General features: G+C 64.0%; 14 protein-coding genes. 5 read left to right on the top strand and 9 right to left on the bottom strand.

Annotated features, from left to right (window positions below; genetic code table 11):
- Positions 1-137: 137 nt before the first annotated feature.
- From UP06_RS11955 to UP06_RS11940, 4 genes are all read left to right on the top strand, one after another.
- Complete coding sequence (locus UP06_RS11955) at positions 138-1,523, top strand: ABC transporter substrate-binding protein (protein ID WP_045002769.1); 1,386 nt, start codon at positions 138-140, stop codon at positions 1,521-1,523.
- A gap of 96 nt (positions 1,524-1,619) precedes the next feature.
- Entirely contained in the window at positions 1,620-2,492 is an 873-nt protein-coding gene (locus UP06_RS11950) for a carbohydrate ABC transporter permease (RefSeq protein WP_045002768.1), read from the top strand.
- On the top strand, positions 2,489-3,340 hold the full coding sequence (locus tag UP06_RS11945) for a carbohydrate ABC transporter permease (RefSeq protein ID WP_045002767.1): 852 nt from the start codon (positions 2,489-2,491) through the stop codon (positions 3,338-3,340). Before UP06_RS11950 ends, UP06_RS11945 begins: the two co-directional genes overlap by 4 nt.
- A gap of 112 nt (positions 3,341-3,452) precedes the next feature.
- Positions 3,453-4,445: a hypothetical protein gene (locus UP06_RS11940; RefSeq protein ID WP_045002808.1), complete on the top strand. Its 993-nt coding sequence runs from the start codon at positions 3,453-3,455 to the stop codon at positions 4,443-4,445.
- On the opposite strand, the gene UP06_RS11935 is transcribed toward UP06_RS11940, so the two are convergent.
- The 8 genes from UP06_RS11935 to UP06_RS11900 all read right to left on the bottom strand — a co-directional run bounded on the left by UP06_RS11935 (position 4,446) and on the right by UP06_RS11900 (position 15,344).
- Positions 4,446-6,473, bottom strand: a complete 2,028-nt coding sequence (locus tag UP06_RS11935; RefSeq protein ID WP_045002766.1) for a methyl-accepting chemotaxis protein — start codon at positions 6,471-6,473, stop codon at positions 4,446-4,448.
- A gap of 16 nt (positions 6,474-6,489) precedes the next feature.
- Positions 6,490-7,473 (bottom strand): TRAP transporter substrate-binding protein, encoded by a 984-nt coding sequence (locus UP06_RS11930; protein WP_045002765.1) that lies wholly within the window; start codon positions 7,471-7,473, stop codon positions 6,490-6,492.
- Between the two features lie 103 nt (positions 7,474-7,576).
- On the bottom strand, positions 7,577-8,074 hold the full coding sequence (locus UP06_RS11925) for a DUF6622 family protein (protein WP_045002764.1): 498 nt from the start codon (positions 8,072-8,074) through the stop codon (positions 7,577-7,579).
- 13 nt (positions 8,075-8,087) lie between these two features.
- Positions 8,088-8,900 carry an ABC transporter permease gene (locus UP06_RS11920; RefSeq protein ID WP_045002763.1) on the bottom strand — a complete coding sequence of 271 codons (813 nt, stop codon included), beginning with the start codon at positions 8,898-8,900 and terminating at the stop codon, positions 8,088-8,090.
- A 1-nt stretch (position 8,901) separates the two neighbouring features.
- Positions 8,902-9,813, bottom strand: coding sequence for an ABC transporter permease (locus UP06_RS11915; protein WP_045002762.1), 912 nt, complete (start codon positions 9,811-9,813; stop codon positions 8,902-8,904).
- Complete coding sequence (locus tag UP06_RS11910) at positions 9,810-10,982, bottom strand: ABC transporter ATP-binding protein (protein WP_045002761.1); 1,173 nt, start codon at positions 10,980-10,982, stop codon at positions 9,810-9,812. Before UP06_RS11910 ends, UP06_RS11915 begins: the two co-directional genes overlap by 4 nt.
- A gap of 75 nt (positions 10,983-11,057) precedes the next feature.
- Positions 11,058-12,515, bottom strand: a complete 1,458-nt coding sequence (locus tag UP06_RS11905) for a glycerol-3-phosphate dehydrogenase (protein WP_045002760.1) — start codon at positions 12,513-12,515, stop codon at positions 11,058-11,060.
- A gap of 141 nt (positions 12,516-12,656) precedes the next feature.
- Positions 12,657-15,344 (bottom strand): sensor domain-containing protein, encoded by a 2,688-nt coding sequence (locus tag UP06_RS11900; RefSeq protein ID WP_045002759.1) that lies wholly within the window; start codon positions 15,342-15,344, stop codon positions 12,657-12,659.
- A gap of 205 nt (positions 15,345-15,549) precedes the next feature.
- Here UP06_RS11900 and UP06_RS11895 point away from each other — a divergent pair, with 205 nt between their 5' ends.
- Positions 15,550-16,653, top strand: coding sequence for an NAD(P)/FAD-dependent oxidoreductase (locus tag UP06_RS11895; protein ID WP_045002758.1), 1,104 nt, complete (start codon positions 15,550-15,552; stop codon positions 16,651-16,653).
- Positions 16,654-16,772: 119 nt separating this feature from the next.
- On the opposite strand, the gene UP06_RS11890 is transcribed toward UP06_RS11895, so the two are convergent.
- Complete coding sequence (locus UP06_RS11890) at positions 16,773-16,955, bottom strand: YdcH family protein (RefSeq protein WP_027532476.1); 183 nt, start codon at positions 16,953-16,955, stop codon at positions 16,773-16,775.
- Positions 16,956-17,082 lie beyond the last annotated feature (127 nt).

Raw genomic sequence — 17,082 nt, 5'->3', positions numbered from 1 at the left:
GATACCCGCGTTAAGCATCCACCAGAGCCCGCTACCCCACGACCTAGGTCTGACAACATGCCGCTAGATCGGATAGCGGCCATGCGCTAGTGTTTTGTCCGACCGGTTAAAACACCGGCGGCTTGAGGGAGAAAAACGTGAAATCCAAGGTTATTGGCGCAGTATCATTGGCGGTCGCTGCGGCCGGGCTGTTTGCAGCCGCTGCACCCGCATTTGCGCAGCAAAAGACGATTACGGTCTGGTGGGGCAAGGGCTTCTATCGCTCTGAAGACGACGCACTGCTCGACACGATCAAGAAGTTCGAAGCCAAGACCGGCATCAAGGTCGAATTGTCGCAGTACGCGATCCAGGACATGATTCCGAAGACGGTCGCCGCGCTCGATGCCGGCACCGTGCCCGATGTCGCCTACTCCGACACTTACGACGTCCAGGCGCAGGGCAAATGGGCCTATGAAGGCAAGCTCGAGGATCTCAACGATGTCATGGAGCCGATCAAGGATCGGTTCGCGCAAAACACGCTGGATGCGTCGATCCTCTACAACGACGTCACCAAGAAGAAGGCTTACTACGGCTTCCCGCTGAAGCAGCAGAGCATGCATGTCGAGATCTGGAGCGACATGCTGGACAAGGCCGGCTTCAAGATAAGCGACATCCCGACCGACTGGGAAGGCTACTGGACGTTCTGGTGCGACAAGGTGCAGCCGGGGATCCGCAAAGCCACCGGCCAGCGCATCTACGGCGTGGGCCAACCGATGGGCGTGGAATCTACCGACGCCTTCCAGTCGTTCTACACCTTCATGGACGCCTATCACGTCAAGCTGGTCGACGACGACGGCAAGCTGCTGGTCGACGATCCCAAGGTGCGCGACGGCCTGATTCATGCGCTGAAGGACTACACCGATACCTATATCAAGGGCTGCACGCCGCCGTCCTCCACGACATGGAAGGATCCGGACAACAACGTCGCCTTCCACAACAAGACGATCGTGATGACCCACAATTTCACGATCTCGATCGCGGCGAAATGGTACGAGGACTCCCAGAACCAGGCGCTCACGCCCGAGCAGCGCGAAGCCGGCAAGAAGGCCTATGGAGAGGACATCGTCACCGCGTCCTTCCCGAAGGCACCGGATGGTTCGACCATCCGCTACCGCTCCGACGTCAAGACCGGGTTGGTCTTCACCGCGGCCAAGAACAAGGCCGAGGCCAAGCAGTTCATCAGCTTCCTGCTCCAGGAAGACAATGTCCGTCCGTATATCGAGGGCGCGCTCGGCCGCTGGTTCCCGGTGACCAAGGCGAGCCAGGAGAGCCCGTTCTGGCAGGCCGACAGGCATCGCAAGGCGGTCTACGCCCAGTTCACCGGCGGCACTGCGCCGTTCGACTTCACCAAGAACTGGAAGTTCACGATCCTGAATAACGAGAACGTCTGGGCCAAGGCGATGAACCGGGTTGTCAGCGAGAAGGTCCCGGTCGACAAGGCCGTCGACGAACTGATCGCCCGCATCAAGCAGGTCGCGGGTTAGACTCCATCCCTCCCTCTCCCCGTTCTTACGGGGAGAGGGAGAATACCAACACCGGCCGCCTCGTGCGGCCGGTAGCCCATTTAAAGAGTCCGAAGAATGGCGATCACGCTCTCTGACGATCACGCGATCCCCTCGCAGCCCTTGTCGCCGCGGCTGACCACGCCGCAGGTCTGGGGCATCGTGCTGATCGCGCCCTATCTGCTCGTCTTCCTCGCCTTCGTCGTCTATCCCGTCTGCTACGGGCTGTGGCTGGCGCGGGCTCCGTCGAACTATGTCGCACTCTACAACGATCCGATTTTCGCGCGCGCAGCGGTCAACACGCTGATCTTCCTGGTCATCGGCATCAACATCAAGATGCTGATCGCGCTGTTTTTGTCCGGCTTCTTCGCGCAGCAGCGCACCTGGATCAAATGGCTCTCGGTGATCTTCATCCTGCCCTGGGCGGTGCCGTCGATCCCGACCATCCTGTCGGTGCGCTTCATGCTCAATCCCGAATGGGGCATGGTCAACCACCTCATCTTCAACTTGACCGGCGACGACGGCCCGAACTGGCTGAATGACCCGACGGTCGCGCTGACCATGGCTATCGGCGTGCACATCTGGAAATCGCTGCCGTTCTGGACGCTGATCCTGATGACCGGCCGGCTTGCGATCGCGCAGGATTTGTTCGAGGCCGCCGAGGTCGACGGCGCCAGCTGGTGGCAGAAATTCCGCTACATCACCTGGCCGTCGCTGCAGACGCTCTACATCACCTGCTCGCTGCTCTCGATGATCTGGACGCTCGGGGACTTCAACAGCGTCTATCTGCTCACCGGCGGCGGTCCGGCCGACCTCACTCATGTGCTGTCGACCCTCGGCATCCGCTATCTCCGGCTCGACCAGCTCTCGCTCGCGATGGCCTCCATCGTCTGCGCGATACCGTTCGTCCTCCCGCTGATGTACTTCATGATGAAACGGCTGTCGCGATGAAGCTCCCTACCTTACGCGAAGTCGCGACCGAAACGCGGCTGCTCCTGATCGGCATTCCCGTCTTCCTGTGGACGATGATACCGATCTACCACATGTTCCTGTTCGCGATCTCGCCGAAGGAGGACGCGTTCTCGGGCAAGCTGTGGCCGGATCATCCGACGCTCCACAACTTCGAGATCGTGTTCAAGCAGCAGCATTACTTTCTGCGCGACTTCTACGTGCAGTTCTGGAATTCGCTGGTGATCGCGGCAGCCGTCGGCGTGTTGACGCTGTTCATCGCGACCGCCGCCGCATTCTCGATCTCGCGGCTGCGCGTGCCCGGCGGGCGCATCGTGATGAATCTGGCGCTCTTCACCTATTTCATCCCCGCGGCGTTTCTCGCCGTGCCGATGTACCGCACCATGGGCAATTACGGCCTGCTCAACAATCACTGGGCGCTGATCCTGGCGATGGTGACGATCGCGAGCCCTTACGCGATCTGGGTGCTGAAGCAGGCTTCCGACAAGCTGCCGGTCGAACTCGATGAGGCCGCTGTCATGGACGGCGCCACCACACTCCAGATCTTCCGGCTGGTCTATTTGCCGCTGATGATGCCCTCGCTGGTCGCCATCGGCACCTATGCGGTGCTGCTCGCCTGGAACGAATATCTCTACGCGTTCCTGCTGCTCTCCAACGACCGCGAGATCACGCTTCCTGTGGCGCTCGGCAACTTCCTCGCCGCCGACGATTCGCCGTGGGAACTGCTGATGACGACCGGCTTCATCTACGCGCTGCCGCCGGCCGCGATCTACTACGCCTTCCGCCGCTACATGGTGGGCGGGCTCACGGCGGGTGCGGTGAAGTCCTGACGCCGAGGGGCGGATCGGGCGCAGCAAGCAAAGCGTTCGAGCAGGCTCGCGGACAATTGTCAGTTGTCCGCGTCTGCTCTAACCTGTGGTCCGCGAAGCCAGCGGGCTCCTCATGCGCAGCAACGATGCACTCCACCTCGGCCTGATGCTGCTGGCACTCGGAGCCGCCTATCTGGTCCCGTTCGAGCTGCTGCTGTTGGCCTATGTCGTGCTCGGCCCGGCGCATTATTTCACCGAGATCTCCTGGCTGCATGACCGCAGCTATTATCTGCCTCACCGCGGTATCGCGGCTGGGCTCGCGATCGTCGCCGTGGTCGCGGCCCTGATCGACAACGCCTCGTGGTTCGGCTTCGCGATGTGGGGCGCGCTGATCGTCTGCGCCATGCTGGCGGCGACCACCTCGGCCATCGAAAGCATGCTGCTGTTCATGGTGGCGATCGCGCTGTCTGCGATCATGTATTCGAGCGGATCGTCGCTCGCCGTCATCGGCGTCCTGATCCCGACCCTGATCCACGTCTGCCTGTTCACGCTGATCTTCATGGTGCTCGGCGCCTACCGGTCCGGCAGCCGGGTACAGGCCGCACTGGTGGTCGTCTACCTGCTCGCGATCGCAACGATCCTGCTGCTGCCGCCGACGGCCGAAATCCGCATCGCAAGCTTTGCCCGCGTCGGACAGGATTATTTCGGCAATGTCGGCCCGGCGCTGGGCCGGCTGTTCGGCATGCCCGGCCTCGTGCTCGACACCAGGCTGACGAGCCTGCTCGCCTTCGTCTACACCTATCACTACCTCAACTGGTTCATCAAAGCCGACGTGATCCGTTGGGCGGAGGTGCCGAAGGCACGGCTCGCAACCATGATCGCCGCCAGTGCCGCGTCCACGGCGCTGTACTTCTACGACTACGCGTTCGGCTTCACGTTCCTGCTGGCGCTGAGCCTGATCCACATCCTGCTCGAGTTTCCACTCAACGGCCTCGCGCTGCGGCAGCTCGGCGCCGCCGTCCAGGGCGCAGTGCGCGCGCGATATGCCGGGCCCGTCGCGACCTCCGCAACGCGGTCGCGCATGACCGGCGCAAAGGCGTCGAAACGGGCACCCCGGTCGCGCTGATTACCCCGCCTTGCGCACAGTCTGCAGAAACTCTGCGACGTCTTTCTTGAGCGCGCGTGCCTGATCTTGCAACGCCGAAGCCGCTGTGAGCGTCGCTTCAGCGCCGGCATCGGTCTCTCCGGCCACGGTGCGGACGTCGTCGACCTGGTCGGTCACGGCCGCCGTGCCGTTCGCTGCCTGCTCGACATTGCGGGCGATCTCGCTGGTTGCCGCACCCTGCTCCTCGACGGCGGAGGCAATCGTCGTCGCGATCTCCGTCATCTCGGCGATGGTTTTGCCGATCTGGCCGATCGCGGCGACGGACTGTCCGGTCGAACCCTGGATCTCGGCGACGAGCCCTGCGATCTCTTCGGTGGCGCGCGCGGTCTGGGTTGCAAGGCTCTTCACTTCGTTTGCGACCACGGCAAAGCCCTTGCCGGCGTCGCCGGCTCGCGCCGATTCAATCGTGGCATTGAGAGCCAAGAGATTGGTCTGGCTTGCGATCGCCTGGATCAGTTGGACCACCGTGCCGATCCGCTCGGCGGAATCCGACAGCGCACGCATCAGCGTCTCGGTACGGGACGCCTCTTCCTTGGCCTTGTCCGACACCGATACGGAGCGCGAGACCTGGCTCGAAATCTCCTTGATGGAGGCGGCGAGTTGATGCGTCGCGGCCGCAACGGTCTGCACATTCGACGAAGCCTGGGCCGATGTCGCGGCGACCTGCTCGGCGAGCGAGCGACCGCGCTCGGCAACACGGGCGAGACTTTGGGCGCTCTGCCCCATCTCCTCGGCACGGCTTGAGACGCCGCCAATGACGCCCTCCATGCCGCGATCGAAGCGATCGGCAAGCTGAGCCATCATCGATGCACGTTCGGTCTCGGCCGCGGCACGCTGCGCGGCAGCCTCCTGCTCCATGCGCCGGACCGTCTGCGCATTCTGGCGGAACACTTCGACCGCACCGGCGATATGGCCAATTTCGTCGCCGCGCTCGCCACCCGGGATCGCCTCATCGAGCTCGCCCGCCGCGAGACTCTGCATGCGCAGGGTCATCTGGCCGATTGGCCGCGACACGCTGCGTCCGATCAGCCAGGCCAGCAATGCGCCCAGGACGAGCGCGGATGCGGCGACCGTGAACACGAGATTGCGGGTCTGATCGACCGATTCAGCCGTCAGCCGGCTCTGCTCGGTGCGCGTCGCGCCGAGGGCCCGGCTGATCTCAGCCGCCTTGGCATCGATCGCACCGCTGGATTTGACGAGATCGGCTTGCGCCTTGCGCAGCTCGCCTATCGCGGCAGACAGCTCCGTCAGCGTCGCCGATTGATCGGCGAGCACCTTCTTCAAGGCTGCGATCAGGCTCTTCAGTCGCGGCGCCTCGACATCGGCGATCTCTGCCTCGCTATCGGCAGCCGCGGCCAGCGCATAGCCGATCGTCAGCGAAACGTCATCGGCGTCGACCTGGGCCTGGGTGATGGTGAAACGCAGCACCGCGACGCGCATCGCATCCACCGTGCCGGCCAGACGCAGCGGCTGGAGCAGACGGTCGGGCTGGTTGGCGAGCGTCACATTGATCGCGCCGACGTCGAGGCCTGCCGAGGCGCCGAGCGCCTCGCCTTTGGTGCTCGCGTTGCGCAGACGATCGACCGCGCCGGCGACCGCCGTGAAGGATTTTCGATAGGTACCAAGCGCATCCACCAGCGCGCTTCGGCCCGCGGCAATAGCCGGCAGGCGCGCGAATTGCTGGTCGACCTGGTCAAAGGTCTGGCCAAAGCCGTCGATCGCCTTCGTGGCGCTATCGCGGTCGCCGAGATTGCGCGTACGGATGAATTTTTCGACGGCGACGTTCGACGAGAGCAGCGCGGCATGCACCCTCGCCATGCCGGCATCACCATCAGCGCTAGTGACGAGCTCCCCGACGGTGCCGCCGATCTCGGACAGCCGCAGCACGGCGAGCAGCGCCAACACGCAGAGGAAACCCAGGACCAGCGCGAAGCCGCCGAAGATGCGCGGGCGGATACCGATGCGCGACAGGAGCAATGACAGGTTCATGATGTTTCCTGGAGAATTACGGCGTAGCCCGGATCCGGGCGAGCAGATCCTTGCCGAAGCGCTTCTCGAATTCCGGCTCCAAGGGCTTCACGGCATCGATGAAGGGCTGGCGATCGACCTTCTCGATGATCTCCATGCCGGCCTTGCGCAGCTCCTCGATCTTCTTCGTCTCGTCCGCGGCACCACTCTGCCAGGTCGCCTCCGCGCCGGCCTTGGCTGCGGCAATGAGGGCGGCCTGGTCGGCGGGCTTAAGGGCCTGGAACACATCGCGATTGGCGACGAAGGCGATAGGGGCAAAGAAATGCCCGGTCAGGCTGGCATATTTTTGCACTTCTTCGAGATGGCTGGTGGCAATCGTCATGACCGGATTCTCTTGCCCGTCGATGCGGCCGTCCTTGAGTGCGGAATACACCAGCGTGAACTCCATCGGCACGACCTCGGCGCCCAGCGCCTTGAAGGTCATCTGATAGACCTCGTTCGGCAGGACGCGGATTTTCAACCCTTGGAGGTCCGCGGGCGAACGAATCGGCCGTTTCGAATTGGTGACGTTGCGAAAGCCCTGTTTGCCGATCGCGAGCAGCACCAATCCCTTATCGGCGAAAGGTTTGGCGAACAGAGCCCCGACCGGCCCGTCCGCGACCGCTTTGGCCTGCGCGGCATCGCGGAACAGGAACGGCACGTCGAAGACACCGAATTCCGGCACAGCGGAGCTGACGACCGAGCCAGACAGCGTCGCCATGTCGACCACACCATTACGCATAGCGGCAAGGAGCGCCGTCTCGCTGCCCAACGCGTTGCCGGCGCGTTCATCGACGATGATGCGGCCCTGTGCGATCTCGGCGAGCTTGCGGCGAAATTCGTCCGAGCCAATCTGCTGCGGCGACTGCGGCGAGCCGTTGTACAGCAGCGACACCATTTGCGTCGCGCCAACCGATGGCCGAACAGCGAAACAAAATAACGCCAGCGCAGTGCTGGCCACACCAATATAACGCCGCTTCATCGTCCCCACTTCCCCAAGCGATGCGACGATAACCAGATAAGCTATACGAACGGTTAACCTAGATACCCCGGAAGCCTCAATACGGGCGCCCCGGTCGCGCCGATCACTCCACTGCGCGTTTGCGTCGATATGCGATCAGCAATGCGATTGTCGAGCCGATGAAATAGCCGGCTGTCGCGCCGGAGATAGCACGGCCGACGATCAGCGCCAGCGCACGGTCGCTGGCGTCGATCGCGGAGATCACGCCGACGGCATATTGCAGGACAAACACGATGAGGTTGCGGACCAGGGCGAATGCGCTGCCCGGGCGGATGATTTGTCCGGTGGTGTGATCGACCTCAAACGGGCGCGGCGTCAGCACCCCAAGGGGAAACAGCGCCAAAGCCGCCACGATCCAGGCGACCAGCGGCCATGCGCCGTCCTGGTGCCCGAAGCCGATCCGCGATATCCCCCAGACGATGAACACGACCGGGACGATCAGCGCACGCCAGATCGGCGTCGTACGCGGCTGCATCGCCTGGATGCCCTGCCAGACGAGATAGGCAAACAGGACGAAAACCCAGAGCGGCGTGTGGGTCAGGATCTGGTAGGCGAATGTCATAATCGCCCCCGATTCATAATGGCGCTGCGCTCTCGCCCTGCGAGCTCGATAGTTTTGAGGCAAGCGAGGCGACGACGATGACCACCGCGATCAGGCCGATCACCAGCGTGCAGATCGCGTTGATCTCGGGCTTCACGCCCAGCCGAACCTCCGAATAGATCCGGATCGGCAAGGTCGCCGAGCCCGGGCCGGTGGTAAAACTCGCGATCACGAGATCGTCGAGCGACAGGGTGAAGGCGAGCATCCAGCCCGCGACGATCGCGGGCGCGATCAGCGGCAGCGTGACGGCCACGAACGCGCGAACCGGATCGCAACCGAGGTCCATCGCAGCCTCCTCCAGCGAGCGATCGAGCGAGCCGAGGCGGGACTGTACGACAACGGCGACGAAGCACATCGTCAGCGTGGTGTGTGCGATCGTCACCGTCCAGAAGCCGCGCTCGGCGTTCAGCGCCACGAACAGCAGCAGCAGCGAGAGGCCGGAGATCACCTCCGGCATCACCAGCGGAGCGTAGAGCATGCCCGAGAACAGCGTGCGACCGCGGAATCGCTCGCCGCGCGACAACGCCACCGCGGCGAGCGTGCCGATCAGCGTGGCGATGCTCGCGGAGGAGACCGCGACCTTGAGGCTCATCCAGGACGCCTCGATCATGGCGCGGTCGTTGAAGAACTCGTGGTACCAGCGCAGCGACCAGCCGCCCCACACCGTCACCAGCCGCGAGGCGTTGAAGGAATAGATGACGAGAATGAGGATCGGCAGATAGAGGAACGCCAGCCCCAGCGCCAGCGAGGCGATGTTGAAACGGGACAGGCGAGAGAGTTTGCGCATCTCACCGCTCCTCCAGCTGCCGGCGCTGGAGCCGCTCGTAGAGCAAGAGCGGCAACAGCAGCACCACGAGCAGCACGATCGCCGCTGCGGAAGCGACAGGCCAATCCTTGTTGGTGAAGAATTCAAGCCACAGCGTCTGGCCGATCATCAGCGAATTGGACCCGGCCAAAAGGTCTGGGATCACGAACTCGCCGACGATCGGGATAAAGCAGAGCAACACGCCGGCGCCGACGCCAGGCAGCGACAGCGGGAAAGTCACGAGCCAGAACACCTGCCAGGGCGGCGCACCGAGATCGGAAGCCGCCTCCTCCAGCACCGGCTCCATCTTGGCGAGCGTGGCGTAGAGCGGCAGGATCATGAACGGCAGATAGGAATAGACGATGCCGAGATACATTGCGCTGTCGGTCGAGAGCCACACCACCGGTCGGATGACCAGATGCAGCGCCAGCAGGATCTGGTTGAGCAGGCCGTCGTGCTGGAGGATGTTGATCCATGCATAGATGCGGATCAGGAACGAGGTCCAGAACGGCACGATGACCAGCACCATCGCCACCGCCTGCCAGCGCGTCGGCAATCGCGCCATGCCGTATGCGATGGGGTAGCCGATCAGGAGCAACAGCGCGGTCGCCGTGAGAGCAACGGTCAGGCTGCGCACATAGGCGAACACATAAATGTCGTCGGAGGCGAGCAGCCTGAAATTGTCGAGAGACAGCGCGGCAAAGGCCACCCTGATCGCCGTCCATCCCGCCGTCAGGTCGAACACCGGCTCGTAAGGCGGCTGCGCGATCGCGGTCTGCGACAGGCTGATCTTCAGCACGAAGCCGAACGGCACCAGGAAGAACAGCACCATCCAGACATAAGGCGCGATCGCGGCGAAGCGCGCCGGTCGGGCAAAGATGCGGCGCGCGCTCATGACGGCAGCACCACGCAATCATCAGGCGTGAACCAGGCCACGACGTGCTGGTTCACGCTATAGGCATCGACATCGAGGCGCGCGCTATTGGCCACCGAGGCCTGCACCATCCCGCCGGAATCGAGCTTCACCTTGTAGGTGGTGGTGCCGCCGAGATAGCAGATGTCCGCGACCACGCCCTCCAGCCGGTTGATCGCCGTTTCATGACCGGCCTCGCTCACCGGGCCGCGGCGCGACAGCTTGACCTTCTCAGGGCGGATCGCGACCGAAAATTTTCCCGCGCCGACCGGCTCGCGCGGCTCGGTCACCACCAGCGCACCCGCATCACGCGTGCCAATGACCAGACGATGACCGTCGCGCAATTTGGACTCGCCGTCGAACAAATTGATGTCGCCGACGAATTCCGCGATCCAGCGCGAGCGCGGCGCCTCGTAGAGCTCGCGCGGAGTTGCGACCTGAGCAAGCTTGCCGGCGTTCATCACGCCGATCCGGCTTGCCATCGTCATCGCCTCTTCCTGGTCGTGGGTGACGATGATGAAGGTCATGCCGAGCCGGCGCTGGAGCTCCATCAGCTCGCCTTGCGTGCTCTCGCGCAGCTTCTTGTCCAGCGCTGCGAGCGGCTCGTCGAGCAGCAGCAGCTGTGGCCGGCGCGCCAGCGCACGGGCCAGCGCGACGCGCTGCCGCTGGCCGCCGGAGAGCTGGTCCGGCTTGCGCCTCTCCAGTCCTTCGAGCTTCACCAGCGCGACCATCTCCGCGACGCGAGTGGCGATTTCGACGCGCGCCATCCCGGCGCGCTTCAGGCCGAAGGCGATGTTGTCGCGCACTGACAAATGCGGAAACAGCGCATAGTTCTGGAACATCATGTTGATCGGGCGCTCATGCGGCAGCGCCTGTGCGATGTCCTTGCCGCCGAGCAGGATGCGCCCCTCGTCCGGCGCCTCGAAGCCGGCGAGCATGCGCAACAGCGTGGTTTTGCCGCAACCGCTCGGACCCAACAGCGCAAAGAACTCGCCGGCCTTGATGTCCAGCGACACGCCGTCCACCGCGCGGAACGTCCCAAACGTCTTCGCCACACCCTCGATGCGCAGCAGCGGCTGGTCGGCCGCCGGATGCGCGTCTCCGCCGGCCGTATCGACCGCGCCGTCCGTCTTAGGCAACTCTCCAGCCATATTCCCTGCCAACCCCAATGCCGCCGCACGCTAGCGGCGGATCGGCCTTTGCTCAACCGGTTCGAGACGGATCGTTCACATCACATTCGCCATGAACGCGGCCAGCGCGTCGCGGTCCGCCGCAGGCATCGTCAACCCGAGCTTGGAGCGGCGCCACAGGATATCGTCCGGAAAGCGCGCCCATTCGTGGCTCATCAGATAACGCACCTCGGCGCCGGTGAGCTCGGGGCCGAAGGCCGGGCCAAGCTCGTCACGTGTCTTCGCCTCGCCGAGCACAGCCGATAGCCGCGAGCCATAGGCCGCGACCAGCCGCTGGGCCTGCGTCTCCGCGAGGAAGCGCCAACGGTCGCGCGCGAGGTCGACCTCGGTCTCGAAACGATCCCAGGCAAAATCTCCGCCGGGCAATGCCGCGCCTGCCGTCCAGCGCGGCGACATCGGATAGAACGGCGTCAGCTTCGTTACCGCCCACTCCGCGCGCAGGCGCGATGTGGTGACGTCGCCGCCGAACATCGTGAGCAGCGGCGCCTTGCGCCGTCGGGCGTGGAACAGCGTTGTCCCGTCGCGTCGCGCGGATGCCGGCGTCAGGTTGACGCCGGAGACCGTCCTCACCACATCCGTCGGCGCGACGCGCTCGCGAAAATAACGGCTCGCCGCCTCGCAGAGATAGCCGACATCGGCACCCGGTATCGCCACGATCGCGGGATCGCCTGTAAAGGCACGCGTGATCGTGCCGATCAGCGTGAAGTCGCGCTCGAAGGGGCTCGCGAAGATCAGCCGCCCATCATTGTTCTGGAAGACATAGACGTTGTCAGATTCGAACAGCCGCGGCACGATGATCTGGCTCATCTGCATGGCCGCCATGGCGGGTTGCGGCTGCCGAAGCACGGTGTCCGCGACCATCGAGGTCCAGCCGCCGGTGGCATTGGCCAGCGCGCGCGTGGTGATCACCCGGCGATGACCGCGATCGATCACCGCTAGCCGCCAGATATCGGCCCTGTCGGCGCGCACGCAGCGTGCCCCGGTCCGGATCTCGGCGCCGTGCTCAGTGGCGTCCAGCGCCGTGAGCACCACCAGGCGGGAATCGTCGACGACGCAGTCGGCATATTCGAAGGCGATGCCGAACGGACGCTTCAGGGCATTGCCGACCGGATGATGCGTGATGTCGAGTGTGGCCGATCCCGGCAGGCCGCTCCGGCTCGCGAGGCTGTCATAGACGAACAGGCCGGCACGCAGCAGCCAGGGCGGACGTTCGTCGGAATGGGCGGGGATCACGAAACGCATCGGCCGGACCAGATGCGGCGCGATCCGGAGCCAGGTCCGGCGCTCGGAGAGCGCCCGGCGCACGCGCCAGAAGCCGCGCCGCTCCAGCACCGACAGATCGCCGTGGATCAACCGCGGCGTCGCCGACGAAGCGGCACCGCCGAGATCACCCTGCTCGACCAAAATCACCCGGAGGCCGCGGCCCGCAGCATCGCGCGCGAGGCTGACACCGTTCAGGCCGCCGCCGATAATCGCGAGGTCGTAATCCGCCATGAAGCCGTCGAGAAGGAGCGAGATAAGCTCTCGCCATCACTAGAGCCATTTCCATTCCGATGAAATCGGAACGGGGCTCTAGATTCTTGTTTTGACGGGTTTTCTTTAGGCGGACCGGGATCCACTTCGCTTGAAAACGCTCTAGCCGGTCTTGAGCGCAAGCTCCATGGCCTCGGTACGGCCGACGAGGCCGGCATATTGCCCGATCGGCAGCGGCTTGCCGAGCAGATAGCCCTGCACGCCGTCGCAGCCTTCCTTGGCAAGGAAGGTGAGCTGCTCGACGGTCTCGACGCCCTCGGCGATGATCGACATTTCCAGGCCGTGGCCGAGATCGATCACGGCGCAGACGATCGCCGCCGATTGCGGGTTGCGGCCAAGATTCATGATGAAGGCGCGGTCGATCTTGATCTTGTCGAACGGGAACGCCTGGAGATAGCTCAGCGAGGAGTAGCCGCTGCCGAAATCGTCCATGGAGATGCGCACGCCGAGCGCCTTCAGCCGGCGCAGCAGCGCCAGGCCGCGATCGAAATCCTCGATCAGGACGCCCTCGGTGATTTCGAGCTCGAGCCGGCCGGGCGCAAGCCCGGTCTCAAGCAGGATGGAATGCACCAGCCCGACCAGGTCGCCGTGCATGAATTGCGCCGGCGATAGATTGACAGCGACCTGGAGCGGTTTCGGCCACGACGCCGCCTCGCGGCAGGCCTGGCGCAAAATCCACTCGCCCATCTCGACGATCAGGCCGCTTTCCTCCGCGATCGGGATGAATTCGGCCGGCGAGACCTGGCCACGCACCGGATGCGCCCAGCGCGCCAGCGCCTCGAAGCCGATGATCTCGCTCTCGGCGACGCTGTGGCGCGCGATGCCCTGCGGCTGGAACGCGAGCGACAGCTCGCCATTCTTGATCGCCTTCGAGAGGTCCTGATGCAGCACGCGGCGGTCGCGGATCTGCTGGTCCATCTCCGGCTGGTAGAGGCTGATCGTGCCGCGCGACTTCTGCTTGGCGCGGAACAGGGCAGCACCGGCATTGGCGAGCAGCGAGGCACCGTCGGCGCCATTATGCGGGAAGATCGACATGCCGGTGGTGACGCCGGCGCGAACCGCGCGGCCGTCGATCTGGAATTCCTGGGCGATGGCGTCGCCAAGCTGCTGCGCCAGCGCGAGGCCCGCATCAGGCTGCTTGCCGTCGATGATCAGGCCGAACTCGTCGCCGGAGAGGCGCGCCACCACGCCGCCGCGCGCGGCGTCCTGGAGCCGCTGGGCCACCTCAACGAGGAGCTTGTCGCCGAGCGCATGACCGAAGACGTCATTGACCTCCTTCAACCCGTCGAGATCGATGCAGAGGACGGCGAACTCCTCGTCGGTGCCCTCGCACGCCTCGATCATCTGGGTCAGGGCCTGCAGGAAGGCGGCGCGGTTCGGCAGGTCGGTGAGGCCGTCATGATAGGCCATGTGCGCCATGCGCGACTCGGTCTGCCGCCGGTCGGTGACGTCCTCGTGGGTCTTGATCAGATATTGCGGCTCGCCGGCATCGTTCAGCACGGTGGCGCGGCGGGTGAGGAACAGTCGCAGCCCATCCTTGGTGGAAATCGGATGCTCCTCGGTGACCATCCCGCGCTTCTTGATCGCGGCCTCGTCGCGCGCGATGATCAGTTTCGCTTCCTTGGGATTGAAGATGTCGGACGCGGTCAATCCGGTGGCTTCCTCGCGCCTGCGGTTGAGGATCGTCTCCGCGCTGCGATTGGCGAGCAGATAGCGGCCATCCTTGACCTGCTCCACGATCAGCGCCACCGGTATGTTGTCGACCACGAGCTCGAGGAATTTCTTGGTGCTCTCGAGCTCCTGCGAGAGCGAGCGGCGATCGGTGATGTCCTCGAACAGGAGCAGCAGAAATTCGGGCCGGTTGCTTTCGTTGCGGACCACGATCCGGATCGAGGCGACCATGCGGCGCGTCCCGCCGAGCTCGACCTCGAATTCATTGCGATACTGGCCGGCTGGCGCCACGAGCGCAGACCGGTCGGCAGCCTCGATACTCGCCGCCGTGGCGAGCGGGAACAGCTCCCGCGCGTTCTTGCCGACGGCATGGTCCCGCGAGAAACCCCAGAAGCGCTCATAGGCGCTGTTGGCGAAGATGTAACGGCCATCCTCGATGGTCTTGGCGGCGACGCAGCCCGGCACGTTGTCCAGCACCGATTCCAGGAACTGCTTGGTGGAGGCGAGCTGTCGCGACAGCCTGCGCTGCTCGCTGACGTCAAGATGGGTGGTCACCGAACCGCCGTTGGGCAGGACGAAATGCTTCACCATGATGGCCCGCCCGTCCGGCAGTTCGGTGATCAGGCCGTTGGGGCTTGCCGCCTTCTCGTAAAAGTCGTCGTTGGAGACACCACCGATGACCCCGCGCTTGCGCCGGAGCTCCAGGATGTCATAGCCGTTCATGTTGGCCCAGAGATCCGACCGTGACAGCCCGTAGATCTCGAGATAGCGGTCGTTGCAGAAGATGATGCTCCGCTGCGCATCCGTCATCATCACGCCCTGGTTGAGATTGTTCATGGCGGAGGAGACGAAAGCGTTGCGCCGCAACTGGGACCGCTTGGCGCGGCGCAACGCGGAATGAATCCACAGCGCGACAGCGGCCAGAAGCGAACACACGACAATGCCGCCGATCAGGCCTTCCCAGACCAGGCTGGGATCGAGCCCGTCCAGATAGGCGCTCGGGGCAAATTGTTCGGACAACGCATAGGCGCGCGCGGGCGTGATCGCGGCGCCCAGGCACACGACGGCCTGCACAGCAATCAGAACAGTGCTGCCAGCGTGCCAGTTCTTCTCAGCCATCAGCCACCCGCGATTTCAACTGCGGATTGTCTGGCTTCACGGGTTTGGATCGGGTAAACGCCTGTACGCCCAACAGAAAAATGTGTCCCGAAATACGGCAATTGCCCTGACATGATAAACGCTTCGTTAATGGAGAACGGCTTCAAAGCGCGTTTCCGGGGCAGACCGGCTCCATCGGCACCTTCAGCGAGAATTCTGCACAACCATGGATAGGGTCGATAGCGTCGTCATCGGAGCCGGCGTGGTCGGGCTCGCGGTGGCCCGGAAGCTTGCCCAGGCCGGGCACGAGGTGATCGTGCTCGAAGAAGCCGAGGCCATCGGCACCGTCACCTCCTCGCGCAACAGCGAGGTGATCCATGCCGGGATCTACTACCGCGCCGGGAGCTGGATGGCGCGCATGTGCGTCAGCGGCAAGCACGCGCTCTACCGCTATTGCGGCGAACGCGGTATCCCGCACAAGAATTGCGGCAAGCTGATCGTCGCGACCAGCGCGAAAGAGACCGAGAAGCTGCAATCGATCAAGGCGCATGCCGAGGCAAATGGCGTGCTCGACATGCAGTTGCTCTCGGGGGACGCCGCGCGCGCGCTGGAGCCGGCGCTTGCCTGCGACGCCGCACTGCTCTCGCCGTCGACGGGCATCATCGACAGCCATGCCTACATGCTCTCGCTGCGCGGCGAGGCCGAGGCGGCAGGCGCGGCTTTTGCGTTTCACACGCCCCTGATCCGCGCCAAGGTCGCGGGCGGCGTCATCGAGATCGACGCCGGCGGCGAAGCGCCGATGACGCTGCAATGCAGCCTGCTCGTCAACGCCGCCGGGCTTTCGGCGACGACCGTCGCGCGCCACATCGACGGCATGCCGCTGGATCGGATTCCACCGGCCTATCTCGCCAAGGGCAATTACTTCAGTTGCAACGCGAGAGCGCCGTTCTCGCACCTGATCTATCCGGTGCCCGAGCCCGGCGGGCTCGGCGTGCATCTGACGCTGGACATGGCGGGTCAGGCGCGTTTCGGTCCCGACGTCGAGTGGATCGAGACGATCGACTATGAGGTCGATCCGTCGCGCGCCGAGCGCTTCTATCCGGCGATCCGCAAATACTGGCCGACGCTGCCTGATGGCGCGCTGATGCCGAGCTATTCAGGCATTCGCCCGAAGATCGTGCCGCCCGCTGTCGCCACGCAGGATTTTCTGATGCAGGGTCCGCGCGACCACGGCGTCGAGGGCCTGGTCAATCTGTTCGGCATCGAATCGCCGGGATTGACGTCGTCGCTTGCGATCGCGGACCACGTCGCCGAGCTCGCAGGACTCTAAACGCCGCAAACGCCGCGCAACGATGATTGCGCAACGCGCACTTACAGCAGGGATGAGCGCAAGAGCTCCCATCCCTGCATGAAAGGGTACGATCAAACTCTACGCTGTTACGGGGGTTACTAGTGAAGCGTGTCGCCGGTGTGCTTCAGTCGCTCGATCTGGTCCTTGACCATCAACTTCCGGCGCTTCAACTCAACAATTTGCAGGTCGTCTGTTGAAAGGTGCACGAGAGCGTCGTGCAATTCGTTTTCGAGAGTCTTATGCTTCCGTTCCAATTCAACCAGATGTGCCTGAATTGTCATTCGAAACCTCCTCGGTAGGGGTGAACCTTGGATTCGATCCGGACGAGGAAGTGTACATCACCGATTCGTTCTGTCGATGGGTATCCGTCGTCGCAATGTCATTTTTGAAAATTCATATGTAACGAAG

It is taken from the genome of Bradyrhizobium sp. LTSP857, from assembly GCF_000938285.1.
Classification (GTDB): Bacteria; Pseudomonadota; Alphaproteobacteria; order Rhizobiales; family Xanthobacteraceae; genus Bradyrhizobium.
Note: the sequence above shows the minus strand (reverse complement) of the source record. Positions and strands in the feature narration are given on the sequence as shown.